Consider the following 23,730-nt stretch of genomic DNA (forward strand, 5'->3'; position numbering starts at 1 on the left):
ATCGCCGAGTTGCACTGCCCTGCAGATATTCTGTAGTCAGCCCATATCGTGCATTTGAACCAGGTTCAGATCATCCATCATTTTTCCCCCAATATGGGACGCACAATAGGCGGTTCTTGCGTGTTAAGGAGAGGAGCGGGTTAAGGGCGCGAACGAGCGTCCGTTCCCCGGCAATCCAGATAAAGTGCGGATCGTCAGGTGAATAGTGCGCACTTCGGAGTTCGTCGAGGCGCGAAAGGAACGACTGTCGTTCTTCACCCGGTATCCAAGCATTTTTTGGGCTCACAGGGTTTGTCACGCTGGATCGAAAGTATTCCGGCTCTGCGAAAATAAAAGTGTGCACTGCGGGAGTGTCTCCCAGATTCTCCGTGATCCGGGCGATTGCGGGAAGTGCCGTTTCATCCCCGACCAACAGATATCGGTTTGCCCTTTTTATGCCCAATCCGCACGGGCCAGAGAGACCGCAGATATCGCCCGCCTTTGCCGTGCAGGCGAAACGGCAGCCTGGTCCCTCGGTGTCATGAAGCGCAAAGTCGATGTCCAGCCAACCTGCGTCCGCGTCTATCCGACGGATCGTATAATAGCGGGTTGCGACGAGCTCGCTTCCCTCGCAACTTTCGGCCGCGATGAAGGCCCGAAACGTTTCTAGGCTATCCGCATCCCATCGCGCCGGAATGTGCGCGCGGGCATGGAGGTTGGCGTCGGTATCGAAATGATGCAGGTCGTTGCCCGTGAGACGGAGGCGCTGCATTCTCGGTGCGATTCGTGTCGAGGAGAGCACGTGCATCGCCCGGAAACTGCCATTTCTCCTCATGCCCTTCGTCCGATCAAGAAGAGGAGGAAAGGCCCGCCGATGAGTGTTGCCAGCAGACCTGCCGGGATTTGATACGGAAAGATCATGTTTCTGCCGGCCCAGTCGGCAATAAGGAGAACAAGCCCACCCGTCAGAGCCGAGGAAAAAAGATGGATCGAGGGGCGCCGAAAGCCGGCGAGGCGAGCGAGATGTGGTCCCATCAAGCCCGAAAAACTGAGCGGGCCGACCAGCGTTGTTGCCACAGCCGTCATAACCGCTGCGATCGAAAACAGGATCGAGCGGCTTTCAATCAGGGGTATGCCGAGGGACGATGCCGCGGGTTCACCTAGTGACAGAAGTTCAAGCCAGCGGGCAATTAGCGGAATGGTGAGGCAGCCGAAAAACAGCACGACGGCGGCGGCGACGGCATCAGAGGGGGTGACAGCGTAGGTCGACCCCGAAAGCCAGCTCAGGACCTGCCCCAAGCGAGGATCCTGGCTCGTCATCAGCAGCGCGATGATAAAGCTGGAAATCGAACTCAACGAGACGCCAAGCAGGAGCAGCCGGTTTCCGCCATACGCGGGTCGGCGCGACAGGATCAGCATGACTACGAGCACAATGAAAGCACCCGCTGCCCCGGCGCTGATCTGTCCCCATCGTGTCGGCTGTGCGACTGCCATGATGAACAGGATTGTGCCGACTAATGCGCCGGAGGAAACGCCCAGAATTTCCGGCGAGGCCAGCGGATTTGATGTCATGCGCTGCAGAATGGCGCCGGCCAGCGCCAGCATCGCACCTCCGGCAAAGGCGCACACTGCCCGTGGCAATCGCCAAGTCGAAAGTTTGAGGAGGGTGTCACCACTGGAGAGTTCCCAGCCACCCAATCCACGGCCGAGGGCAACTGCAAGCCAGAAAAGTGGGAGGCTGACAAGGATCAGCGCAGCCAGCAACAGGATAGGATGCCTCTTTCGAGCACCCTCTTGGCGAGCCCGTTGCTCCGGCACATTCGCCGGTCTCAGCCGGCGGATCATCACAATCAGCAGTGGTGCGGCCAGCAGGCCTGTAATTGTCCCAACCGGGAAGAGCCGATAGGTGACGGGAAAGGAGAGCACGACCTGATCCGTCAGCAGCAGAAGTAGTGCGCCGATCAGGCTCGACCACACAATCGCTCCACCGGTACGTCGCATACCGAGGCCACCCGCAATCGCCGGTGCGGCGAGGCCGATGAAGCTGATGATACCGACCTGTGCCGTTACAAGCCCGGTGAGCGCGGTCACCAGAACCAGCGCGATAATGCGGAAGGTCGTGGTGGAGAGACCCAGGCTGCGGGCGCTCCGGTCGTCAAGCGAGAGGATCGTCAGTGGGCGCAGAATGAGCGCTACGGCGATTGCCAGACACGCAAGACGGGGTGCCAGAAAAAGCACGCCGGTCCAGTCCTGCTGATCGAGATATCCCGCGCCCCAGATGAACAGTCCGAGAAGCAGGTCATGGTTGAACAGCGTCAGCACGGCGCTGGCTGCCCCACAGTAAAGGCTGACGATCAGGCCGGACAGGGTCACGGTCTCCGCTGAGAGGCCGCCTCTCCAGGAGAGGCCGAGAACGGCAAGAAGCGCAAGCGCTGCGCCGGCAATCGCGATCCATGTCTGGGCAACGAGCAGGATGGAAGGTGCGAAAACGCCGGCAATTGCAAGTGTCAGGTACGCACCCGCCGAAACGCCGATCGTAGCGGGTTCTGCCAGCGGGTTTTTCAGGATCCGCTGCATAAGCGAGCCGGAGAGGCCGAGTGCCCCGCCGGCCATTAGGGCCATCACGATGCGCGGCATAACGGTATATTGGAGCAGCAGTTCCGCCGTGCTCGACGGGTTCGGAAACAGGATCGTGCTGATGCCTGCCCCTTGAGGCAGCACGGCATAGATGTTTTTCAGGCAGACGGCTGCAGCTGATATCGCCATTATGCCGAGAACGGTCGAAGGATGGCGTAGTATGTCGCCCGGCCTCATGGCGCAGTGGTTTCCGTCAACGCGAAGGATGCCAGTCGCGCAAAACGTCGCGCCGAAGGCAGGCCCCCGTAAAATAGCACGTCGTCGATCGCAACGGCCCGGTTTTCCCGAACATAGGGAAGGCTGGCTATGACTGGAGATCGCAGCGCCGTTTGCAAAAGCAATCTGCTTTCGCGCCCGACTGACAACAATCTTGCATGGGGCTGCTGCGCAAGGGCATCGATCGTGATCGTCGCATGTCCATAAAAAGAGGTCGGGCCATCCCATGCATTTTCGATAGAAAACTGGTCGAACAGGCTTTGAAAAAGGCTGTTCTTTCCGAAGACGAGGGCACGGCGTGTGTCTAGTAGGGTGACGATATAGACCGCCCTCCCATCATAATCTCGCAATCTCGCCGCAGCCTCTGATATCCCTGCTTCGTAGGCATTCATGTAGGAGGAAAATGCACTAGGCCTTGCAATCTTGCCGGCTAGCCTTTCAAGTTTTATGCGGGCATTGGTAAGCCTGTCGATGCGTTGTGGGTCGTCATTCGCATCGGGATCGAAGAGAATTGCCGGCGCGATCGCATTCAGTTCCGGCCGAAGCATGTCGAGTTCCGGATGCAGAACGATCAGGTCCGGGAACAGGCTGTCAAGCAGCTCAAGATTTGGCTCTGAGCGAAGACCGAGATCGTGGGTGTGGGGCAGTGCTTCCGGCTCCACCACGCGCTCGCCGTAACGTGTGCGCTCGGGCAGCGTGATGACGTTTGCACCGAGCGCCAGCAGGTTTTGCGCACTGGTCCAGTCCAAGGCGGCAATTTGCTGCGGTGGAGGCTTACGGGCACCCGCTGTCGATGGAAAAGCAAAAGACATCAACCCGCCGAGAAATGCCCGGCGGGAGATGATTTGGCGTGACGTCCGTCGCCGGATCACGCGTCTACCATTTGTAGGCGAGGGTGGCGTTGATGGCGCGCCGATTGCCGTAAACAACGGTGTTCGAGTAGAAGCTGGGCGTGAAATACTTTTCGTCTGTAAGGTTTGTGCCGCTGATCGCTAGCGTCAACCCATTCAGATCGGCGTTTTTCGCGCCGAAGTCATAGGCGATCGAAGCGTCCAGAAGTGTATGGCCGGGAACCTTGACCTGCGATCCTGTCGTCGTGTCCATCACTGCCATCGAACTGCCGACGTAGCGTAATCCCGCGCCAAGTCTCAGGCCGTCGAACGTGTCGTCCTGAAGAGCGTAATCAAGCCAGAACGATGCAGTATGATAGGGAACAGACGCTGAGCGGGATCCGATCGCGCTGACGCCGCTCGTGTTCGGGTTGTCCTCCGTGACACGCGCATCCGTGTAGGAATAGCCGGCTGTAAGACTGAGCTCGCCGGTCAGGTTTGCCTTGGCTTCGAGTTCGAAGCCGCGCGAGCGTATCTCGCCTTGCTGCACGGCATAACCGACATGCAGAGGGTCGGCCGTCATGACATTCTGCTGTGTGATCTGGAAAACCGAGGCGGTCAACAGAGCATTCCAGCCAATTGGCTGATATTTTACACCGGCTTCGTATTGCTGCCCCGTTGTCGGCTCGAAGGGGCTGCCCGAGAAATCGATCGTTGAGTCGGGCTGGAAGGAGGTCGCGTAACTGACATAGGGCACGATGCCGTTGTCAAACATGTATCCAAGGCCGATCCGGCCGCTGAAGGCGGCATCGTCTGTCTTTGTCACGCTGTCGGAGAGATTGTCGTAGATCTTACCGTTGACCCAATCATACCGTCCGCCGAGCGAGAGAATCAAGTTGTCCCACTTGAGCTGATCCTGCGCATAGATGCCGAACTGCGAAGTGACGGTCCTTTCATCCGACCAGAGCGGATCATAAGTCAGGGCAGGGCCGCCATAGACCGGGTCGAGAACATCGATCGTGATGAAGTTGGAAGAGTTGGCGCGGCTTTCCTTGCCGGAATAATAACCGTAATCTGCGCCGAGCGTGATCGTGTGGGTCACAGGACCTGTCTCGATCTCGCCGCTGACATTGTTGTCGAAGAGGAAGCTGTTGATGCTCTTCGGGCGCTTCTGCGTGCCGATATTGGCGAAATGGCCATTAACCAGCGCCGTTGGCCAGTCCCAGATGAAACCGGCCGTATAATCCACCTTAGAATGGCTGAACCGGGCATTCTGGCGATAGGTCCAGCCATTGTCGAATTCATGCTTGAACTCGTTGCCAACTGACTCTCCTTCCACCTTCCATTCGGTGAGCCCGGGCACGCCGAGATAAGTGCTGGACGGAATCCGCACGCCGTTGTTGAAGATCGTGTTGTCCATCGGCAGGCTCTGCTCGCCGCCGCCCTTTGTCGTCTTCTGGTAATTGGATAGCAGGGTAAAGCTCGTCGCATCGTCCGGCTTCCAGGTGAATGCCGGCGCGATGTAGAAGCTGTCGTCGGGCGAGTGGTCGATTTGCGTACCGCTATCGCGGTAAAGACCAGTCAGGCGATAGAGGAAGGTGCCATCGTCATTGGCGGGACCACCGAAATCGAGAGCTGTCTGCTTTCTGTTGAAACTGCCATACTGGAACTCGACTTCCCGCAAGGGCGTCTCGGTCGGGCGCTTGGTCGTCGCATTGACGAGGCCTCCCGGTGTCGCCTGGCCGTAAAGGACCGAGGACGGCCCCTTCAATACGTCGAGACGGTCGAAAGCATACATCTCGATATCGCTGTCATAGCTATTGAAGCCGTTGCGCAGGCCATCGCGATAGTTGGCGAACTGGCCGATCGCCCTGAAGCCGCGCAAATAAATGTCCGGCATTCCCTGGCCGCCAGGATAATCGATCATGCGCACGCCGGGCGTATAGGCGACGGCGGAGTTGAAATCGGTAACGCCGCGATCGTCCATCTCCTTGCGCGTCACGACGTTGATCGTTTGGGGTACTTCAAGGATCGGCGTGTCAGTCTTGGTGCCGGTCTTGCTGCTTTCTGCAACATAGCCATTAACGCCACCGGCGTCGCCCGCCAGTATGATCGGCGCCAGCGCGGTTGCATCGCCTGTTACACCGGCACTGTCTGCCGGAATGTCACTGATGATGGTCACGGTGTTGGCGTTGGTGAAGCTGAATTGAAGCCCCGAACCGGAGAGCAGGGTGGATATCGCCTGCGACGTGCTCATCGTGCCACGCACGCTGTTGCCGGTTGTGGAGGCGACCGGCGTTTCTGGGAAGACGACATTGATGCCGGTGGTGCGAACGATGTCGTTCATCGCCTGGCGGATCGGCTTGGCGGGAATGTCGAAACTATGCTGGCGCCCCGCCAGAGCCTGTGCGGCGGCCGGTGTTACACCGGTGCCAACCACGGCAAAGCCTGCCATCATCGTTGCTGCCAGCAGAACCATGGTCCTGTTTCTCAATGCATTGCCCCTCATACGTCGCCCTCATTCCAAACAAAACCAGCACAGCCTGCCGGTGTCCGGCATCGGCTTCTCATAAGGAATGTCGCCCGGCGCGCGCGCGCACCCTCACATTCTCTCAAAAATTTTCTTTGGCGGTTCGAAGGTGTCTGTCAGGGGCCGACCACGGTCATGCGACCGAAACTGTTTAGGCGGAAGCCGACGGTTGACTGCAAGGCGGCAAGCGCCTTGTCGGTATCGTGGAGCGCAATATTGCCGCTGACCCTGAATTCGCCGAGGCTCGAACCCACAAGCACGATCCGTCCGGGCCGGTAACGTTCTATCTGGGCAAGAACGTCGGCGAGCCGGGCATTACTGAAAATGTAGCGGCCGTTATGCCAAGCCATCTCGTCTTCGATGATGGCCTGTTTGACGGGGCTGAGGCCTGCAGACCCGTAATCGACGCTTTCTCCCGGCTTGAGGATAACATCCTGTTCGGCTCCTATCATGCCGACCATAAGGCTGCCCTCCGCAAGCGTAACCGTGACCTGTCCGTGCTCCTTCAGCGAGACATCGAATTCGGTTCCCAGAACCTTCGCTTCCCCCCCGGCTGCTTCGACGAAGAAGGGCGCGCCGGTATGAGAGATGCGGAAGAAGGCGTTCCCTCGCAGCAGCTTCACACGCCGTTCACGAGCAGAAATTGACACGTCGAGCGCGCTATCGGCATCGAGCAGCACATGCGACCCATCGCTGAGAGCCAGTTCGCGGCGGTCACCGCGCGGCGAGACGAAATCGGCCTGCACATCCTGCAAAAGGTGAGGATGCTCCAGCCAGGCCCATGATCCTGCCAGCAAGAGCATGAGACAGCCGGTGACAACGGCCCCGGCCTTGCCTCTGGCCCGTTTTTCACGCAACCAGCGGATTTTTTCCAGCGGAAGAGCGAGATCGCCGTCCCCCGGATCTCCTTCCGGATCGGAGGCACCAAGATCGGACCATAACCCTCCGATGTCCTCGAATGCTTTTTTGTGAAGCGGCGAGGCGGCAAGCCAATCGTGAAAGTGGCGATTGTCCTGATGGGAAGGTTTGCCGTTCATGCGGGTAAACCAAGCAATTGCCTCCCGCTCGATCCGCGCCTCATCTGGAGAGATCTGCCTGTCGTCCATCGAATGAAATCGCCTTGACTCGAAATCCGACCCGGCTGAACGGGCCTTCCTCTAAGCATATCGTTCGCCGAGTGCGATTACCCTCGCGTCGCATCCCTGACTACCGCAATTGGCGGCAGGCAAGAAGGGCTTTGGCGATCTCGCGCTCGACGGTGCTGTAGGAGATGTCCAGCGCAACGGCGATCTCGTCATAGGTGCAGGCGTGAAAGCGGTTCAGCATAAAAATCTGCCGCGTGCGTTTCGGCAGATTGCAAATGGCAGCCTGAAGGGAGCGGAGTTCCTGGCGCGCGCCAACGATCTGGTCTGGCGGGATAACGGGTTGGGTATATTGCTCTTCGGTCAGGCCTTTGGTGAGCTTTTGGCGCCTCTGCTCAGCCCGGAAATGGCTGATCGCTGTAAACTGCGTGGCGCGGGAAAGATATGCTGGCGTAAGTGAGGCATGTTCTTTCGCGCGAGCCCAAAGGACGGTGAAAACGTCCTGCACGACATCGGCTGCATTCGAGCGGTCGATCCTGCGGCTGGCCAACTTCTCGAGCCGAAAGCGTTCCGACGCATAGAGCGCCTCGAATTCGTGTTGCTTGGTCGTCACGGGTGATCTACCGCTGTGATAACTGGACTAATGCACTCCGCTTATAGACTTGGCCGCGCTTTAGCAATCTAATGTCGTGACCTACGCCGATTTATCGTGATGCACGATCAGCGCTCGATACTTGATCTCGCGGGATCACCAACGGTAAACGGTGTCGAGAAATGTCGAGAAATGTCGAGAAATGTCGGGGAGATGTCGGGGAGATGTCGGTGCTGAATGCACGAAATCACATCAAGAAATCGATTGGCAGCCCAGGTGAGAGAGATTTGGGTCACGCCTTTGCAGTAAACAATATTGGCCTGACGATCGATGGGCGGGAGATTCTGTCAGACGTTACACTCGAATTTCCAGAAGGTGAGGTCGTGGCGCTCGTCGGCCATAACGGGTCGGGAAAATCCAGCCTCCTGAAAATACTTGCTCGCCAACTTGGGCCGACAGCGGGAACATCCACGTATGCCGGGCATCCTCTCGCGGCCTATGACGACAGGTCGTTCGCGCGGTCAGTGGCCTATCTTCCGCAGGATCTGGGAACCGGATCGGATATGACAGTCCGGGAACTCGTTGCATGCGGGCGCTATCCCTGGCATGGCGCGTTAGGCCGCTTTTCCGGTGTGGACCGCGAGAAGGTGGACGCCGCAATCCGTGCGACCGGTATAGGTGCGTACGCTGAACGTTTGGTGGGAACGCTTTCTGGTGGTGAGCGACAGCGGGCCTGGATCGCAATGCTTGTTGCCCAGGATGCAAGCTGCCTTCTTCTCGACGAGCCGACGGCAGCGCTTGATATCGCACATCAGATGGAAGTTTTGTCAGTCATACGCCAGCTGGCTCACGACAGCGGAAAGAGTGTGATCATCGTTCTCCACGACATCAATATGGCCGCCCGCTTCTGTGATCGAATTCATGCTCTTAAAAGCGGGCGCGTCGTGGCGACAGGGCTGCCGAGGGAGGTGCTGGTCTCGGATACCCTGTATACGATTTTCGGCATTGAAATGAATGTGATAACTGAAGCAAACGCACGACACCCAATCGCCTATCCTCTTTGACTTTATCGTTCGCAGCACATCGTCCGACGAAGAGGCAGACGACCAGAGAATGCATTCCGGAAAGATCTGAACTACGCTCTGCACGGTGCTTTCGAGTGGCCGATGTCTAAGTCGAACGACAACGCAGACACGGAACTTTTCACCGCGGCTAGGTCCCCATCCTAGCTTAAAATTGTTTTCGCAATTGCTGCGGCTGCGCCGACACGGGCGCGGCATGCGGAGGCTGCGGCATTCGGGTCATTGGCGTCGATTGCGCAAAGATTTCGCGCATCTGCTACGGTCCCGATGCCATGCGGTTCGACGTCGAGAGTGTCAATGTGCCAATCGAATTTCGACCATTGGGTTGATTGCCAGAGGTAGGTCATATCGCACGATAAAGCTCATGTGCGGAGATAATCATCCGTATTCTCCGCACCCACATTGCTGAGCATGCAAATGCGCAGCGCCTGCGACGAGGTCACGGGCAATAGAATCAAGCGGAAGCACGAACCGCCGCGCATCGTCGGTGAACTCCTGCAATCGGAGATCGCCGAGAAGCAGGCCCGCTCCATTTGCTATCAACTCAGCATCGCCAAGCTTCCACTCGCCAAGGACATCGACGACTTCGACTTCGCCGACACGCCCGTTAACGAATCCCTAGTGAGGGAATTGACTACCGGCACCGGGAATTGGCAAGAGCCACCTGGCCATCGCGATTGCCCCGCACTCATCCGGAACAGCACGCGCGGCCGCTTCTTCACCGTAGTCGATCTGGTCAACCGATTGGAAACGGAAACCCGCTCGGCGCTATTGGCGCCGCTGGAGAAGCCCGGCTAGGCGTGGTGCAACGCATGGGACGCTTTTACGGCTGCAGAGGCGCGGTTCTCGACGCCCAGCTTCACATAGATCTGTTCGAGATGCTTCGTGACAGTTCGAGCGCTGAGGCCGAGGATTTCGCCAATATCGCGGTTCGACTTTCCATTGGCAATCCAGAGCAGTACCTCGGACTCCCGATGGGTGAGCGAGAACCGCTGGCGCAGCGTCTCGTCGCCGGATTTGCGTTGTTCGGCAGAGAGGCGGAAGAGATGTTCGTCCACGCCGATCGTACCAAGGAAGGACAGTTGCAGGCTCGCCTGACCTTCGTTGCAGATCGTGAAAGGGGCTTCTCGCGTCGTGTTGCGCGCGCTCATCCATGTGCGCAGATGGGCAGTGATCGCCTCAAGTCCGTCGTCATTTCCCATCGCAGCATTCACGAGCCGGCTCGCCTGCGGCGTCGACCAGCGAATGTTTCCCGTCCCGCTAACGGCAAGGAGATGGCGTCCTGCTGCGTCCAGAGCAACGCGTGCGCTCTGGGCGGAGCGGGCATTGGCGAGATGCACGCGAATACGGGCGCGCAGTTCGTCGATGTTGATCGGCTTCGTGAGATAGTCGACGCCGCCGACGTCCAGCGCCCGCACGACATGTTCTGTCTCCGTCAGCCCTGTCATGAAAATGACCGGTACGGGGCTGACCGATGGATTTGCCTTGAGTTTCAGGCAGGTCTCGAACCCATCCAGCCCGGGCATGACGGCATCGAGCAGAATGATGTCCGGCGTGATGCGATCCACGATGTTGAGCGCGGACGCTCCGGATGTGGCGATCAGCACGGAGAACCCGGTCTGTTCGAGAGCTTCGGTCAGGAAGCCCAGGGCATCGGGTGAATCATCGACGATCAGCACGATGTCGCGGGGTTTGGCTGTCTCAGTCACGGGCCGCACCTTCCTGTCGGTTCAAGGTTTTCAAAAAGGCATCGTAACCGACAAGGTCGAAGGCCCGGACATAGGCGCGCACCGCCTCGGTGAAGGGTTGGTGTTCCGACGTGCGGGCGATCTCGGAAAGCTTTGCCTCGATGCCGCGCACATAACCGATCTCACCGAGACGGATCAGTTCCTGGACATGGTTTTCTGCGGGTACGACGATGCTGAGATTCTCAGGCGCGTCGCGCTTCGCCGCGTCGTGATAAATCCAGTCGAGGCCCATATGCAGGGCAAGTTTGTCGGTCAGTTGGCGCAGGTCGAAGGGTTTCGACAGCGCGTCGCTGTGACCGGTCTGGGACGAAGTCACGGTGCCGTCGCCGATATTGGCCGAGAGCATGATGATCGGCCCGGCCTGCCCGAGCGCCCGCAGGCGCGCGACCAACTCCCAGCCGTTCATGTCGGGCATGGAAATATCCACGAGGAACAGGTCCGGCTTTTGGCCTTCGACCAGTTGCAAGCAGTCGGCAGCGTCCTTTGCCGTCAGCACCGTGAAATCGAGCGGGCGCAGCACCTCTTCCATGAGATTGCGGTGGTCTGCATTGTCGTCGACCGCAAGAACGATGCGCCGGCGGCCGGTATAGCCCTTGATGCGCCGCACGGCGCCTTTTGGAACCATAGGGCGATCGACGGCGGACAACATGAGGCGCACGCGGAACTCCGTGCCCTTGCCGCGCTCGCTTTTGACGGAGATTTCGCCGCCGAGCGTCTGGGTCAACAGTCGCGTAATGGTGAGGCCGAGGCCGAGACCGGTCATCCGGCCATGTTCGGCATCGCCGCGCTGGAAGGGTTCGAAGATGCGCGGCAGGTCCTTTTCGAGAATGCCGCGTCCGCTGTCGGTGACGGTGAAGGCGGCGACTTGGCTGCGATAGGCGACGTCGAGCCGGATTTCACCCTGATCGGTGAATTTTAATGCGTTCGAGATGAGATTGACGAGGATCTGGCGCAGACGCTTTTCATCGGTGCGCACATAGGCGGGCAGATTGTCCGGACGGGTATACACGAAGGCCAGACCCTTGGCCTGGGCCTGCGGGCGGAACATGTCCACGATCTGGTCGAGGAAGTCGTGGATATGGATTTCGTTGGAATAGACCTGCAGCTTGCCGGCCTCGATCTTGGAAATGTCGAGCAGGCCGTCGATCAGGCCGGAGAGGTGATCGGCGCTGCGCTTGATGACGCGGATGGCGCCCTGCCGCTGCGGCGGGATGCTCTCGTCACGCTCCAGCACCTGGGCATAGCCGAGCACGGCATTGAGCGGCGTGCGCAGCTCGTGGCTGAGGCCGACGACGTAGCGGCTTTTCGCGCGGTTGGCAGCCTCGGCCGTTTCCTTCGCCTGCTGGAGGGCGGCGTCGGTCTTCTTGTGGGCGGCGATTTCTTTCAGGAGCAGCGTGGTCTGGCGGGAGGATTCCTCTTCCGCCACGATACGGCTGTCATGCGCCAGTACGTAGAACCAACAGACGACGCCGGCCACCACGGCGAAGACGAAGAACACCACCGCGATGGTACGCTCCACCACGGAGGCCGTCTCTGGTGAATGGGTGCCGACCTGATGGGCGATCATCGCAAGGATGATGCCCATGCCGGTGATCGACAGCACGGTGGCGATACCGTAGCGGCCGAGACGCGTGGAAAGTGCGGATGTAGCGGGTTCGGGCAGGATGCTTTTCGCAACACCCGCTACCTGTGCGTTGAAGCGCGCCTTTGGCTTGCACAGATCGTGGCAACGGCTGTCGAGCGAACAGCATAGCGAGCAGATCGGCGCGGCGTAGGCGGGGCACCAGGCCATATCCTCTGGTTCGAACGGGTGCTCGCAGATCGAGCAGGTGATGGAATGCTGAAGTGCCCAGCTCTTCCGGGGCTTGCGGGCGAGGTAATATTTGCCGCCGGTCGCCCAGGCGATGGCTGGGGAGGCGAGGAAGGCGACGACGGCGGCGATGTAGGGGGCGAGCGAGGCCGGGATTTCACCGAGGGCACCGAAATGCGCCGTGAGGGCGATCACCGCAGAGAGCGTCATGGCCCCAAGGCCGACCGGATTGATGTCGTAGAGATGAGCGCGCTTGAATTCGATGCCTTCAGGCGAGAGGCCGAGCGGCTTGTTGATGAAGAGATCGGCGGAGATCGTGCAGAGCCAGGCCATGGCGACGATGGAGAAGACGCCGAGCGTTTCCTCCAGCAGCCGGTAGATACCGAGTTCCATCAAAAGCAGCGCGATCGCCACGTTGAAAACGAGCCAGATCACGCGGCCGGGATGGCTGTGGGTGAGGCGCGAGAAGAAGTTCGACCAGGCGAGCGAGCCCGCATAGGCATTCATCACATTGATCTTGAGCTGGGAGACCACGACGAAGGCGACCATCAGCAGCAGGGCCGCCATATCCCAGGGCAGCATGTAGCCGAAGGCGGTGTAATACATCTGCGCCGGGTCGGCCGCGCGCGTCGAGGGCACGCCCGACGACAGCGCCAGCACGACGAGGAAGGAGCCGGCGATCAGCTTCGGCGCGCCGACGATGACCCAGCCGGAGCCGGCGAGGAAGATGGCGATGCGGTGGTGCAGCTTGCGCTGCCCGTCCGGCGGCAGGAAGCGCAGGAAATCGACCTGCTCGCCGATCTGCGCCATCAGCGCGAAGATGACGGCCGATGCCGCGCCGAATTCCACGAGATTGAACGGGGCATAGGTGCCGGGCGGGCCGGAAGGGTGGTGCAGACCGGAATAGGCCAGCCATGCGCCGACCTTTTCCCAGTCGGCGAAGGCGATGAAGACGAAGGGCAGGATGTTGAGCACGATCCAGAAGGGCTGGGTGACGAGCTGGAAGCGCGAGATGAGCTGCACGCCGTGCGTCACCAGCGGGATCACCATGACGGCCGAGATGATGTAGCCGATCCACTGGGGCACGCCGAGCGCCAGTTCCAGCGCGCCGGACATGATCGACGCCTCGATGGCAAAAAGGATGAAGGTGAAGCTGGCATAGATCAGCGAGGTGAGCGTCGAGCCGATATAGCCGAAGCTCGCACCGCGGGTGAGGAGGTCGATATCGACGCCGTGGCGGATGGCGTAGCGGCTGATCGGCAGGCCGACGAGAAGGATCATCAGGCTGGCGACGATGATCGCCACGATGGCGTTCGTCGTGCCGTAGGACATGGTGATCGCGCCGCCGATGGCTTCGAGCGCCAGGAAGGAAATCGCGCCGATGGCGGTTTGCGAGATGCGATCGGACGAGAAGCGCCGTGCGCTCTTCGCGGTGAAGCGCAGCGCATAGTCTTCCAGCGTCTGGTTGGCGACCCAGCGATTGTATTCGCGCCGGATCGGAATGATGCGCTGGCGTGCGGCCATCGTGTCCTGCTGTTCCCAACGCCGTTTGCCGGCTGTCTTTCCGTTTCGTAACACAGATGGGCCGGGGCCGAAATTGGTGCGATGCCGCAAAAGCTTCCCGCTTACCCCCGGTATCTACGTAGAATGACGTATGTGCGGCGCAGCATGACAGGCCGATAGTCCCCTCCAGCAACGGCTAAAAACAAATCCGCCCCGTTGCGGTCAAAAGAACAGAGGGGTTCAGACCATGTCCATCAAGGCGCGCGCCACCGGCGCATTGCTCGCAGCCATTCTCTCGACGACGGCCTTCCACGGCGCGTTCGCGGCCGACGATACGATCAAGGTTGGCATCCTGCATTCGCTTTCCGGCACCATGGCCATCTCCGAGACGACGCTCAAGGACGCCATGCTGATGCTCATCGACGAGCAGAACAAGAAGGGCGGTCTGCTCGGCAAGAAGCTCGAAGCCGTCGTCGTCGACCCGGCTTCCGACTGGCCGCTCTTCGCTGAAAAGGCACGTGAGCTTGTCTCGGTCGACAAGGTCTCGGCCGTCTTCGGCTGCTGGACCTCGGTGTCGCGCAAATCGGTCCTGCCGGTCTTCGAAGAGCTGAACTCGATCCTCTTCTATCCCGTGCAGTATGAGGGCGAGGAAAGCCAGCGCAACGTCTTCTATACGGGGGCGGCCCCCAACCAGCAGGCGATCCCGGCCGTCGATTACCTTGCCGAGAACGAAGGCGTCGAGCGCTGGGTTCTCGCCGGCACGGACTATGTCTATCCGCGCACGACCAACAAGATCCTCGAGGCCTACCTGATCTCCAAGGGCGTAAAGCCCGAGGACATCATGATCAACTACACGCCGTTCGGCCATTCCGACTGGCAGACGATCGTCTCCGACATCAAGAAGTTCGGTTCGGCCGGCAAGAAGACGGCCGTCGTCTCGACCATCAATGGCGACGCCAACGTGCCCTTCTACAAGGAGCTCGGCAACCAGGGCGTCAAGGCCGAGGATATCCCGGTCGTCGCCTTCTCGGTGGGCGAGGAAGAACTGGCCGGTCTCGATACCACGCCGCTGGTCGGCCACCTCGCGGCCTGGAACTATTTCCAGTCCGTCGACAACCCGGCCAATGCCGAGTTCATCAAGACTTGGAAGGCCTTTACCAAGAACGACAAGCGCGTCACCAACGACCCGATGGAAGCCCACTATATCGGCTTCAACATGTGGCTGAAGGCCGTCGAAAAGGCCGGCACCACGGATACGGACGCTGTGCTCGACGCGATGATCGGCGTTTCCGTGCCGAACCTTTCGGGCGGCTATTCCACCATGATGCCGAACCACCACATCACCAAGCCGGTGCTGATCGGAGAAATCCAGGCCGACGGCCAGTTCGAGACCGTCTGGCAAACGCCCGGCCTCGTGGTCGGCGACGAATGGTCGGATTACCTGCCCGACTCCAAGGATCTGATCGCCGATTGGCGCAAGCCGCTCGAATGCGGCAACTTCAACGTCGCCACCGGCAAGTGCGGCGGCAAGGGCTCCTGATAGCGCTTGGTCACGCCTGCCGTGTCACGCATTCGCGGCGGCACGACCCTGCATCCCGGCGCTGGGGCCGCCGGGATGCAATCCCTTTCCAACTCGACTGCCTGAGGATGTGAGATGCACGCGCGGCTCATCCATCGTTTCCTGCAATGCCTGCTCGTCGCCTTCTGCCTTGTCGTGACGCTCTTGGCGACCGACCTCAGGGCCGCCGACGATCTGCGCGCCATGGTCAATGCGCTTGGCGGCGGTAGTTTCCAGGAAAACCAGAGGCAGGTCGAGGCACTGGCCAAGACCGGCGATCCGAAGATCGTGCCGGCACTGGAGGCGCTCTCCGAGGGCGATCTCTACCAGCGCAAGGCCGATGGCACCGTCTTCATCGTCAAGCCTGCGGGTTCCAATTTTAAACTGATCGATTCGCTGACTGGCGACGCGGCCGGCGAAGAGGCAAAGGCTGCGCTCGAAAAGGTCAAGGTCAACAATGGCCTGCGGCGTGTCATCAGGGCCGCGCTTGGCGGACTGACGCTGATGAGCCCAGATGCCGACGTTCGCCTGCAGGCCGCAAGCACCGTCCTGCGCACGCCCTCGGCCGATGCGCTTGAAGGTCTCGATGCCGCATTGGCCGCGGAGACGGACGGCGCCGTCAAGGGCGTGCTCGAAAAGGCCCGCGCGGCTTCCGTCCTCGTTTCGGATCGGCCCGTGGACGAAAAGAAGGCGGCAATCGCCACGGTCGTGCAGACGGGCGGCCGGGATTCGCTTTCGCTCCTGTCCGGCGCGCTGTCGTCTACCGATGAAAGCCTGCGTCCCGATATCGAGACCGGTATCCAGCAGATCGAGGACCAGCTTGCGCTCTGGGCTGCCGGACAGAACATCTTGTACGGCCTGTCGCTCGGGTCGGTGCTGCTGCTTGCCGCCATCGGCCTTGCCATCACTTTCGGCGTGATGGGCATCATCAACATGGCGCATGGCGAAATGGTCATGCTCGGCGCCTACACGACCTTCGTGGTTCAGCAGGTCATCCGCACCTCCTATCCCGGTCTGTTCGACTGGTCGTTGGCTATCGCCCTGCCGCTCGCCTTCCTCGTTACCGGGGCGGTCGGCCTCGTCATGGAACGGGGTATCATCCGCTTCCTTTATGGACGCCCGCTCGAAACCCTGCTCGCGACCTGGGGCGTCTCACTGATCCTTCAGCAGGCCGTGCGCTCGATCTTCGGCCCAACGAACCAGGAGGTCGGCAACCCCTCCTGGATGTCCGGCGCTTTCGATCTCGGCGGCCTGACGATCACCTGGAACCGCATGTGGATCATCGTCTTCTCACTCGCCGTCTTCGCCTTTCTGCTCTTCCTGCTCAAGAAGACGCCGATGGGCCTGCAGATGCGTGCCGTCACCCAGAACCGCCGCATGGCCTCCTCCATGGGCATCAGGACGCCCTGGATCGACGCGCTGACCTTTGCGCTCGGCTCCGGCATTGCGGGCATCGCCGGCGTCGCGCTCAGCCAGATCGACAACGTCTCGCCGAACCTCGGCCAGGGCTACATCATCGACAGCTTCATGGTCGTGGTCTTCGGCGGCGTCGGCAATCTCTGGGGCACGCTGGTCGGCGCCTTCACGCTCGGCATCCTCAACAAGGTCCTCGAACCCTATGCGGGCGCGGTGCTTGGGAAGATCCTTGTGCTCGTGCTGATCATCCTCTTCATCCAGAAGCGGCCGCGCGGGCTCTTCGCACTCAAGGGCAGGGCGGTGGAAGCATGATCACCTCGTTCATCCTCAAGGCGCTCGATCGCAACATCGTCATCGTCGTCGCGCTTCTGCTGGCGATCGCCGCCCTCGTTCCTTCACTGAACCTGCTGACGGCGCCGAACCACCCGCTGCATGTGCCGACCTATATCGTCTCGCTGTTCGGCAAATACCTCACCTATGCGCTGCTGGCGCTGGCGCTCGATCTCGTCTGGGGCTTCTGCGGCATTCTCTCGCTCGGCCACGCTGCCTTCTTCGCACTCGGCGGCTATGCCATGGGCATGTACCTGATGCGCCAAATCGGCGCGCGCGGCTCCTACGGCAATCCTCTGCTGCCGGATTTCATGGTCTTCCTCAACTGGAAGGAACTGCCATGGTTCTGGTACGGCTTCGACATGTTCTGGTTCGCCGCGCTGATGGCGGTGCTCGTGCCCGGCCTGCTCGCCTTCGTCTTCGGCTGGTTCGCATTCCGCTCCCGCGTCAATGGCGTCTATCTGTCGATCATCACCCAGGCGATGACCTTCGCCCTGCTGCTCGCCTTCTTCCGCAACGACATGGGCTTCGGCGGCAACAACGGCCTCACCGACTTCAAGGATATTCTAGGCTTCAACATCCAGTCGAACGGCACGCGCTCGGCGCTCTTCGCCGCTTCGGCTATCGCGCTAGCACTGTCGCTGGTCATCGCGTCGGGCATCGTCCGCTCGAAATATGGAAAAATCCTCGTCGGGGTGCGCGATGCCGAAAGCCGCACGCGCTTCCTTGGTTACCGTGTCGAGCATATGAAGCTCTTCGCCTTCACCGTCTCGGCGATGATGGCAGGTGTCGCCGGCGCGCTTTATGTGCCGCAGGTCGGCATCATCAATCCGGGTGAATTCGATCCGGCCAACTCCATCGAAGTGGTGATCTGGACGGCGGTCGGCGGGCGCGGCACGCTGATCGGCCCGCTCGTCGGCGCCATCCTCGTCAATGGCGGCAAGAGCATCTTCACCGCCGCTTTCCCGGAATTCTGGCTCTTCGCGCTCGGCGGCCTCTTCGTGCTGGTCACGCTGTTCCTGCCGAAGGGCATCGTCGGCACGGCACGGCAGGCAATTGAGCGGCGCAGGGAATATCGCAAGGCGCGGGAAGCTGAGGCGGCCAGTGCTTTGGCGGCAGAACCACAGGCGGCGGAGTAACCGGCATGAACACGCTTGTCAGCAATGCAAAACCCACCAGCATTCTCTATCTCGACGGTGTCTCCGTTTCCTTCGATGGGTTCAAGGCTTTGAATTCCTTGTCCTTCGTCATCGAACCGGGTGAATTGCGTGCCATCATCGGCCCGAACGGCGCCGGCAAGACGACGATGATGGACATCATCACCGGCAAGACGAGGCCCGATAGCGGCGAAGTCTTCTTCAAGGGCACGGTCGACCTGACGCAGAAGGATGAAGCCGAAATCGCCCAACTTGGCATCGGCCGGAAGTTCCAGAAGCCGACCGTCTTCGAAAGCCATACGGTTTGGGACAATCTGGAACTGGCGCTGAACCGCAAGCGCGGTGTCTTCTCCACGCTGTTCTACCGCCTCACCGGCGAGGACAAGGCGCGCATCGAGGAGATCCTCTCGACCGTGCGCCTTAGCAATCGCAAGGACGACTATGCGGCCAATCTCAGCCATGGCCAGAAGCAATGGCTGGAGATCGGCATGCTTTTGGCGCAGGAGCCCGAGCTGCTGCTGGTCGACGAACCCGTCGCCGGCATGACGGATGCAGAGACGGCAGAAACCGCGATCCTGCTCAAGGATATCGCGAAAACCCGTTCCGTCGTCGTCGTGGAGCACGACATGGGGTTCATTCGGGATCTTGGCGTGAAGGTGACGTGCCTTGCCGAAGGCTCGGTTTTGGCGGAGGGCTCGATCGATTTCGTCAGCGCCGACCAGAGGGTCATCGAGAACTATCTAGGGAGATGAGACCATGCTGACCGTGGAAAAGGCCAACCTGCATTACGGCGCGGCGCAGGCCCTGCGCGGCATCTCGCTGACGGCGGAAATGGGAAAGATCACCTGCGTGCTCGGCCGCAACGGCGTGGGCAAGTCGAGCCTGCTGCGGGCCATCACCGGGCAGCATCCGCTTTCCGGCGGAACGATCAGTTTCAACGATGTCAGGCTCGACGGGATGGCGCCTTACGGCCGCGCCAAGCAGGGCATCGGCTATGTGCCGCAGGGGCGCGAAATCTTTCCCCTGCTGACGGTGAAGGAAAATCTCGAATCCGGTTACGCGCCGCTGAAACGCTCCGAGCGCTTCGTCCCGAATGAGATTTTCAGCCTTTTTCCGGTGCTGCAAAACATGCTTGGCCGGCGCGGCGGCGATCTGTCGGGCGGCCAGCAGCAGCAGCTCGCCATCGGCCGGGCGCTGGTGACGCGCCCCAAAATCCTTGTGCTGGACGAGCCGACGGAGGGCATCCAGCCGTCGATCATCAAGGATATCGGCCGCGCCATCCGCTATCTGCGCGATTCCACCGGCATGGCAATCCTGCTCGTCGAGCAATATCTGGATTTCTGCCGTGAGCTTGCCGATCAGGTCTACATCATGGATCGCGGCGAGATCGTGCACGAAGGGCCGGCGGAAGCGCTCGACACGCCGGAGGCACGCCGGCATCTGACGGTGTGACGCCCTCGCGTAATGAGCAGGCGTCGTGGCGACTGGCGGTCTACTATCTAGCCCGAACTGCCGATGATTCCCTGCCCACGATGCCATGGCGCTGGAGCGTGTCGTAAAATGTCTTGTGGGGGAATTGAAGCGCGGCAATCGTTTCCTGCACATTGCCGCCATGGACTGTAGCGTCTCGCGGATGCCCATCGCTCGCTTCCTGCCACAAGGTTTGTGCACTGTCAGCTTCTCTTCTCGATAGAGCCGGAAGAGCTTCTTGTGGTTCACATGGTGGTCAATCGAGCACCTTGCGCGTAAGCCCGGGGCAAGGCGCGCCGGCCTTCACAAAGTGGCATGCACGATAATCTCGCGCGGCTCTATCGGTCACGAGCCGGCCTGACATGAGACCATGCGTTGCACACCACCTAGCCTTCAATCACGTGACGAACCTTTTGGGCCAGCTGCTCCAGGCTGAACGGTTTTTGCAGCAGATGCGTGCCCGGATCCAGGACGCCGTTATGCACGACGGCGTTGCGTGTGTAGCCGGTCGTGTAGAGGACCCTCAGTCCGGCGACCTTTTCTAAGGCGAGCACCGCAAGCTCCCGGCCGGTCATTTCCGGCATGACGACATCGGTAAACAGCAGCGCGGGTTTCATGCCTGCCTCCAGCAGAGCAATCGCCGCCGCACCGCTCGATGCCGCCGCAACCTCATAACCGAGCTCGCGCAGAGCCTCCACCATCGGCGACGACCCCGCGGATAACGGCATTTGCCTCTTCGCGCCGCAGATATCCCTCGTATTGCAGCCGCTCAGCGGTTAGCAGTTTCGCGTTTACGTTTGCAGTGCCGATTGCCGTTCGGACCTGCCGCATCGATTTGCGAACGGCGTCGAGAAAGGCGGGAGTGGCGTTTTCCATCAGATGCTAGCGGTCGGCGACCTGATCGGCGTGTGGCAGGGCTCGTGCGACGGCCTGCGTATATCCACCACCACGGTCTCGTGCGACGATTTCGATCTGATGCTTCTGGATCAGCCAGGCCTCAGCGGTCGCCTGTTCCCTGTCGGGCAACACTGCGATTGCCCTTCGGCGTTCAAGATCGCAAATGATCATGCCGTATCGATGATTGCGTCGCCAGGCCAGTCATCAATTCCGATGACGTTCGGTGGTATCGGTGGGGGGCGATCGTATCGGCGAACAGTTCGCAGCAGCGTATCATTGCTCACGGGGCATCCGAGACGATCTGCAAATAGGGCCGCCGGGCGACCACCCAATGCGAGAGCGCGATGGCGAACCAGACAGTCCAGGCGTGCTGCCCGGCGAGCCATGGGGCGAGTTACGTCGTCGCCGAAGCGCTCGGCGAAGATCTTTCGAAGGCAATTGCCAGCACTGCAGACGAAGCGTCTGACGGTCAGGTGCAGCTCGATCCGGCGACCCGTACACTGCAGATCGGCAAGCATCCGAGGATAGCGACTATGAACACGCCGAGAGACGGTTCCACGGTGGTGGCATTTGCATTGTTCTGACCGGCCAGATGCTATGGCAACGACTGCGCTGGCTGCATCGAGCACTGTTTCAACGTTGAAGCCTAAACATCATCGAGATTCAGTCAGAGCCAAGATTGGACGCCGATGAGGGGGCAACATTCCGAGCCGATGACAGCTCAGCCTTAGCCGTCCACATACCTCGCATCCGCGCCATGGCGCAGTGGAAGTCGTGACGGCAGCGATTGGCTGAGTTCACCGACAACACCAGTTGTGGCCGTTGATCAAACAAGGTGACATCGCCACTGCACGTCAGCAAATCTGCGTCAGAGCCAGCTCTCAGTGCAAATCGGTCCCTGGCTTCTGAACGGTATCCGCTGATGGTGAACGGACTGGCGCAAAGCCCGTTCATGTACAGCTCTAAAAGGACGCCCCGCTGGGATCAGACGACCAGTCTTCTATGCGCAGGCCGTCCACGCGGTCGAACTCACCGACGTTATTCGTAACGAGCACTAAGCCACGCGCTTTAGCCTGGCCAGCGATTAAGACATCGTAGGGGCCGATGGGTGTGCCCTTTGCGGCAAGTGCTGCTCGGATTTCACCTGCGGTAAAGGCATCACGCTGGTCGAACTCCAGGATTGGAAAATCCGTAAACATCAGGCGCAAGGTTTCCAGATTGTACCGGACCTTCGCACTCCTGTGCGCTCCGAAGTACAGTTCATGGGTAACGATCGATGGCAGGCCGATCGTCCCATCGACGCTCCGGAGTACGCGATTGATAAGCACATCCGATCGACGGCCAATCAATGCGATGACCGCGTTTGTATCGAAGAGATGAGAAATCACGAAAACACCGTGTCAAGATCCGGCCGGTCTTCCGGTTTTGGCTGTTCACGCCCACTTTCCATGAAGTCCTCGCTCACGCCGCGCGCCAGCGCCGCCTTCAGCGAGGACCATGGTTCACGTTGATCGACATGTGGACGGAGAATGAGTGCGTCGCCCTCCTGTGTGATTTCAACACGATCGACGTCGAAGCGGAATTCCTTCGGCAATCGAACGGCCTGGGAATTTCCAGATTGGAATACGCGCGCGACATGGGGCATAGGCCTGCCTCCTTCATGTATATACTATCTGTATATACAGCCTCGCTCCTTGTCTTGCAAGCGGTAACACCCGCAGCCGCGGTCTTAGGCTGAGGACTGGTTGATCAGAGCCAGAAGATGACGGTTGCTGCGAGAGTGATAGCGGAGAAGAAGGCCATCGGGCACCTGTCGTAGCGCGTAGCGACACGCCGCCAGTCTTTGAGACGCCCGAACATGATCCCGATCCGGTTGAGCCGTTTGTAGCGGCGCTTGTCGTATTTGATTGTCTTGTTGCGGGATTTCCGACCCGGAATGCAGGGAGTGATCCCTTTCGCCTGCAAAGCGTCACGATACCAGTCAGCATCGTATCCACGGTCGGCCAGCAGCCATTTGGCCTTGGAAGTTCATCAGGCAAGGCGGCAGCACCGGTGTATTCGCTGAACTGACCGCCGTTATGAAGAAGCTGATCGGGCGACCACTCGTATCCGTTACGGCATGAAGCTTGGTGTTCATGCCGCCTTTCGTGCGCCCAATCAGGCGGCCCGCGCCCCTTTTTTACCCGCAGGCTGGAAGCCGTGCGGTGGGCCTTGAGATAGGTCGCATCGATCATGATGGTCTTGTGCCATGCAGCTTCAGGCACAGCCGGGCCTTCCATCATCTGGATAAAGATTCCCTTGTCGCCCCAGCGTTTCCACCGGTTACAAAGTGTCTTCGCCGGGCCATATTGCTTCGGCGCATCGCACAACCGGAGACCGTTGCGGTTGACGAAGATGATGCCGCTCAGAACGCGTCGATCATCAACGCGCTGGCAACGATGGCTCTTGGGAAAATATGGCTAAGACGGGCGATCTACTCGTCCGTCAGCCAAAACAAATTACTCATCAGTCAGGCTCCTATACGCCCGCCCACAGCCATTTCTTCAAATCAATGGGTCCTGAGCCTAATACCCATCGCCGCGCGCGTTTCGTAGCTTCAGCCAAAGAGCGAGATCATGGCAGCTTCGCGATGGCCGCCAAACCCGGCCCCTCATTCTACGTGCCAGGTAATTTTAGCATACCGGAATTCGCCAATTGGCGTAGATGGTCCCAGACAAGGTCCTTGTCCGCACAGGCGTGGTAAACTCCGCGGCACCGGTCTCGCAGCACCAAAAGCGCGTCCTGAGCTTCATTCCCCGGCAACCCGGCGGCATCCGCGATGGTTGCACCGAGGAACCCGATATCCATGGCCATTTGTGGGAAAGGGTCGACGTTGTGGCCAAAAGCGTGAACG

At 60.1% G+C, this 23,730-nt stretch carries 17 protein-coding genes and 6 pseudogenes; 8 read left to right on the top strand and 15 right to left on the bottom strand.

Annotated features, from left to right (window positions below; genetic code table 11):
* Positions 1 to 70: 70 nt before the first annotated feature.
* The 6 genes from ACOZK4_RS00955 to ACOZK4_RS00980 all read right to left on the bottom strand — a co-directional run bounded on the left by ACOZK4_RS00955 (position 71) and on the right by ACOZK4_RS00980 (position 7,887).
* Entirely contained in the window at positions 71 to 814 is a 744-nt protein-coding gene (locus ACOZK4_RS00955) for a siderophore-interacting protein (protein ID WP_421589933.1), read from the bottom strand.
* Entirely contained in the window at positions 811 to 2,793 is a 1,983-nt protein-coding gene (gene fhuB, locus ACOZK4_RS00960) for a Fe(3+)-hydroxamate ABC transporter permease FhuB (protein ID WP_421589934.1), read from the bottom strand. Before fhuB ends, ACOZK4_RS00955 begins: the two co-directional genes overlap by 4 nt.
* Positions 2,790 to 3,644, bottom strand: a complete 855-nt coding sequence (locus ACOZK4_RS00965) for an ABC transporter substrate-binding protein (RefSeq protein WP_421589935.1) — start codon at positions 3,642 to 3,644, stop codon at positions 2,790 to 2,792. The genes fhuB and ACOZK4_RS00965 overlap by 4 nt, the downstream gene beginning before the upstream one ends.
* A gap of 64 nt (positions 3,645 to 3,708) precedes the next feature.
* On the bottom strand, positions 3,709 to 6,141 hold the full coding sequence (locus tag ACOZK4_RS00970) for a TonB-dependent siderophore receptor (RefSeq protein ID WP_421589936.1): 2,433 nt from the start codon (positions 6,139 to 6,141) through the stop codon (positions 3,709 to 3,711).
* Positions 6,142 to 6,308: 167 nt separating this feature from the next.
* Positions 6,309 to 7,298, bottom strand: a complete 990-nt coding sequence (locus tag ACOZK4_RS00975; RefSeq protein ID WP_421589937.1) for a FecR family protein — start codon at positions 7,296 to 7,298, stop codon at positions 6,309 to 6,311.
* Between the two features lie 100 nt (positions 7,299 to 7,398).
* Positions 7,399 to 7,887 carry an RNA polymerase sigma factor gene (locus tag ACOZK4_RS00980; protein ID WP_421589938.1) on the bottom strand — a complete coding sequence of 163 codons (489 nt, stop codon included), beginning with the start codon at positions 7,885 to 7,887 and terminating at the stop codon, positions 7,399 to 7,401.
* Positions 7,888 to 8,090: 203 nt separating this feature from the next.
* Here ACOZK4_RS00980 and ACOZK4_RS00985 point away from each other — a divergent pair, with 203 nt between their 5' ends.
* Both ACOZK4_RS00985 and ACOZK4_RS00990 read left to right on the top strand, forming a co-directional pair.
* Entirely contained in the window at positions 8,091 to 8,930 is an 840-nt protein-coding gene (locus tag ACOZK4_RS00985; RefSeq protein ID WP_421589939.1) for an ABC transporter ATP-binding protein, read from the top strand.
* Between the two features lie 429 nt (positions 8,931 to 9,359).
* Positions 9,360 to 9,713: pseudogene (locus tag ACOZK4_RS00990) on the top strand (ATP-binding protein); the annotation flags it as partial.
* Between the two features lie 29 nt (positions 9,714 to 9,742).
* Here ACOZK4_RS00990 and ACOZK4_RS00995 read toward each other — a convergent pair.
* The 3 genes and pseudogenes from ACOZK4_RS00995 to ACOZK4_RS01005 form a co-directional block, all read right to left on the bottom strand.
* Positions 9,743 to 10,054 (bottom strand): annotated as a pseudogene (locus ACOZK4_RS00995) (response regulator transcription factor); the annotation flags it as partial.
* Between the two features lie 71 nt (positions 10,055 to 10,125).
* Positions 10,126 to 10,657: pseudogene (locus tag ACOZK4_RS01000) on the bottom strand (response regulator); the annotation flags it as partial.
* On the bottom strand, positions 10,650 to 14,030 hold the full coding sequence (locus tag ACOZK4_RS01005; RefSeq protein WP_421589940.1) for an ATP-binding protein: 3,381 nt from the start codon (positions 14,028 to 14,030) through the stop codon (positions 10,650 to 10,652). The pseudogene ACOZK4_RS01000 and the gene ACOZK4_RS01005, both read right to left, overlap by 8 nt.
* A 226-nt stretch (positions 14,031 to 14,256) precedes the next feature.
* Between ACOZK4_RS01005 and urtA the strand changes: the two genes are divergently transcribed.
* From urtA to urtE, 5 genes are all read left to right on the top strand, one after another.
* Entirely contained in the window at positions 14,257 to 15,549 is a 1,293-nt protein-coding gene (gene urtA / locus ACOZK4_RS01010; protein WP_421589941.1) for an urea ABC transporter substrate-binding protein, read from the top strand.
* A gap of 114 nt (positions 15,550 to 15,663) precedes the next feature.
* Positions 15,664 to 17,295, top strand: coding sequence for an urea ABC transporter permease subunit UrtB (gene urtB, locus ACOZK4_RS01015; RefSeq protein WP_421589942.1), 1,632 nt, complete (start codon positions 15,664 to 15,666; stop codon positions 17,293 to 17,295).
* Complete coding sequence (gene urtC / locus ACOZK4_RS01020) at positions 17,292 to 18,452, top strand: urea ABC transporter permease subunit UrtC (RefSeq protein WP_421589943.1); 1,161 nt, start codon at positions 17,292 to 17,294, stop codon at positions 18,450 to 18,452. Before urtB ends, urtC begins: the two co-directional genes overlap by 4 nt.
* 5 nt (positions 18,453 to 18,457) lie before the next feature.
* Positions 18,458 to 19,222, top strand: a complete 765-nt coding sequence (gene urtD / locus ACOZK4_RS01025; protein WP_421589944.1) for an urea ABC transporter ATP-binding protein UrtD — start codon at positions 18,458 to 18,460, stop codon at positions 19,220 to 19,222.
* A gap of 4 nt (positions 19,223 to 19,226) precedes the next feature.
* Positions 19,227 to 19,922 (top strand): urea ABC transporter ATP-binding subunit UrtE, encoded by a 696-nt coding sequence (gene urtE / locus ACOZK4_RS01030; RefSeq protein ID WP_313524712.1) that lies wholly within the window; start codon positions 19,227 to 19,229, stop codon positions 19,920 to 19,922.
* A 404-nt stretch (positions 19,923 to 20,326) separates the two neighbouring features.
* Here the strand turns inward: urtE and ACOZK4_RS01035 are convergent.
* Both ACOZK4_RS01035 and ACOZK4_RS01040 read right to left on the bottom strand, forming a co-directional pair.
* Positions 20,327 to 20,635 (bottom strand): annotated as a pseudogene (locus ACOZK4_RS01035) (response regulator); the annotation flags it as partial.
* A 187-nt stretch (positions 20,636 to 20,822) separates the two neighbouring features.
* A complete protein-coding gene (locus tag ACOZK4_RS01040) occupies positions 20,823 to 21,008 on the bottom strand; it encodes a transposase (RefSeq protein ID WP_421589945.1) in 186 nt (61 codons plus the stop codon).
* 173 nt (positions 21,009 to 21,181) lie between these two features.
* Between ACOZK4_RS01040 and ACOZK4_RS01045 the strand changes: the two genes are divergently transcribed.
* The gene (locus tag ACOZK4_RS01045) at positions 21,182 to 21,421 is read left to right on the top strand and encodes a hypothetical protein (protein ID WP_421589946.1); all 240 of its coding nucleotides are present in this window, start codon (positions 21,182 to 21,184) and stop codon (positions 21,419 to 21,421) included.
* A gap of 378 nt (positions 21,422 to 21,799) precedes the next feature.
* Here the strand turns inward: ACOZK4_RS01045 and ACOZK4_RS01050 are convergent, their stop codons facing one another.
* The 4 genes and pseudogenes from ACOZK4_RS01050 to ACOZK4_RS01065 form a co-directional block, all read right to left on the bottom strand.
* The gene (locus tag ACOZK4_RS01050) at positions 21,800 to 22,225 is read right to left on the bottom strand and encodes a type II toxin-antitoxin system VapC family toxin (protein WP_421589947.1); all 426 of its coding nucleotides are present in this window, start codon (positions 22,223 to 22,225) and stop codon (positions 21,800 to 21,802) included.
* Positions 22,222 to 22,482 (bottom strand): antitoxin, encoded by a 261-nt coding sequence (locus ACOZK4_RS01055; protein WP_313524720.1) that lies wholly within the window; start codon positions 22,480 to 22,482, stop codon positions 22,222 to 22,224. The genes ACOZK4_RS01050 and ACOZK4_RS01055 overlap by 4 nt, the downstream gene beginning before the upstream one ends.
* A gap of 104 nt (positions 22,483 to 22,586) precedes the next feature.
* Positions 22,587 to 23,310 (bottom strand): annotated as a pseudogene (locus tag ACOZK4_RS01060) (IS5 family transposase).
* Positions 23,311 to 23,492: 182 nt separating this feature from the next.
* A pseudogene (locus ACOZK4_RS01065) lies at positions 23,493 to 23,730 on the bottom strand (hypothetical protein); the annotation flags it as partial.

Origin of the sequence: Shinella sp. M27, from assembly GCF_049199905.1 — a bacterium.
GTDB lineage: Bacteria > Pseudomonadota > Alphaproteobacteria > Rhizobiales > Rhizobiaceae > Shinella.

What these genes read in the sequence shown, in the direction of transcription:
- ACOZK4_RS00955 (WP_421589933.1), bottom strand. Translation starts at nt 814, where the DNA reads ATGAGGAGAAATGGCAGTTTCCGGGCGATGCACGTGCTCTCCTCGACA.
- fhuB (WP_421589934.1), bottom strand. Translation starts at nt 2,793, where the DNA reads ATGAGGCCGGGCGACATACTACGCCATCCTTCGACCGTTCTCGGCATA.
- ACOZK4_RS00965 (WP_421589935.1), bottom strand. Translation starts at nt 3,644, where the DNA reads ATGTCTTTTGCTTTTCCATCGACAGCGGGTGCCCGTAAGCCTCCACCG.
- ACOZK4_RS00970 (WP_421589936.1), bottom strand. Translation starts at nt 6,141, where the DNA reads ATGGTTCTGCTGGCAGCAACGATGATGGCAGGCTTTGCCGTGGTTGGC.
- ACOZK4_RS00975 (WP_421589937.1), bottom strand. Translation starts at nt 7,298, where the DNA reads ATGGACGACAGGCAGATCTCTCCAGATGAGGCGCGGATCGAGCGGGAG.
- ACOZK4_RS00985 (WP_421589939.1), top strand. Translation starts at nt 8,091, where the DNA reads ATGTCGGTGCTGAATGCACGAAATCACATCAAGAAATCGATTGGCAGC.
- ACOZK4_RS01005 (WP_421589940.1), bottom strand. Translation starts at nt 14,030, where the DNA reads ATGGCCGCACGCCAGCGCATCATTCCGATCCGGCGCGAATACAATCGC.
- urtA (WP_421589941.1), top strand. Translation starts at nt 14,257, where the DNA reads ATGTCCATCAAGGCGCGCGCCACCGGCGCATTGCTCGCAGCCATTCTC.
- urtB (WP_421589942.1), top strand. Translation starts at nt 15,664, where the DNA reads ATGCACGCGCGGCTCATCCATCGTTTCCTGCAATGCCTGCTCGTCGCC.
- urtC (WP_421589943.1), top strand. Translation starts at nt 17,292, where the DNA reads ATGATCACCTCGTTCATCCTCAAGGCGCTCGATCGCAACATCGTCATC.
- urtD (WP_421589944.1), top strand. Translation starts at nt 18,458, where the DNA reads ATGAACACGCTTGTCAGCAATGCAAAACCCACCAGCATTCTCTATCTC.
- urtE (WP_313524712.1), top strand. Translation starts at nt 19,227, where the DNA reads ATGCTGACCGTGGAAAAGGCCAACCTGCATTACGGCGCGGCGCAGGCC.
- ACOZK4_RS01040 (WP_421589945.1), bottom strand. Translation starts at nt 21,008, where the DNA reads ATGATCATTTGCGATCTTGAACGCCGAAGGGCAATCGCAGTGTTGCCC.
- ACOZK4_RS01045 (WP_421589946.1), top strand. Translation starts at nt 21,182, where the DNA reads ATGGCGAACCAGACAGTCCAGGCGTGCTGCCCGGCGAGCCATGGGGCG.
- ACOZK4_RS01055 (WP_313524720.1), bottom strand. Translation starts at nt 22,482, where the DNA reads ATGCCCCATGTCGCGCGCGTATTCCAATCTGGAAATTCCCAGGCCGTT.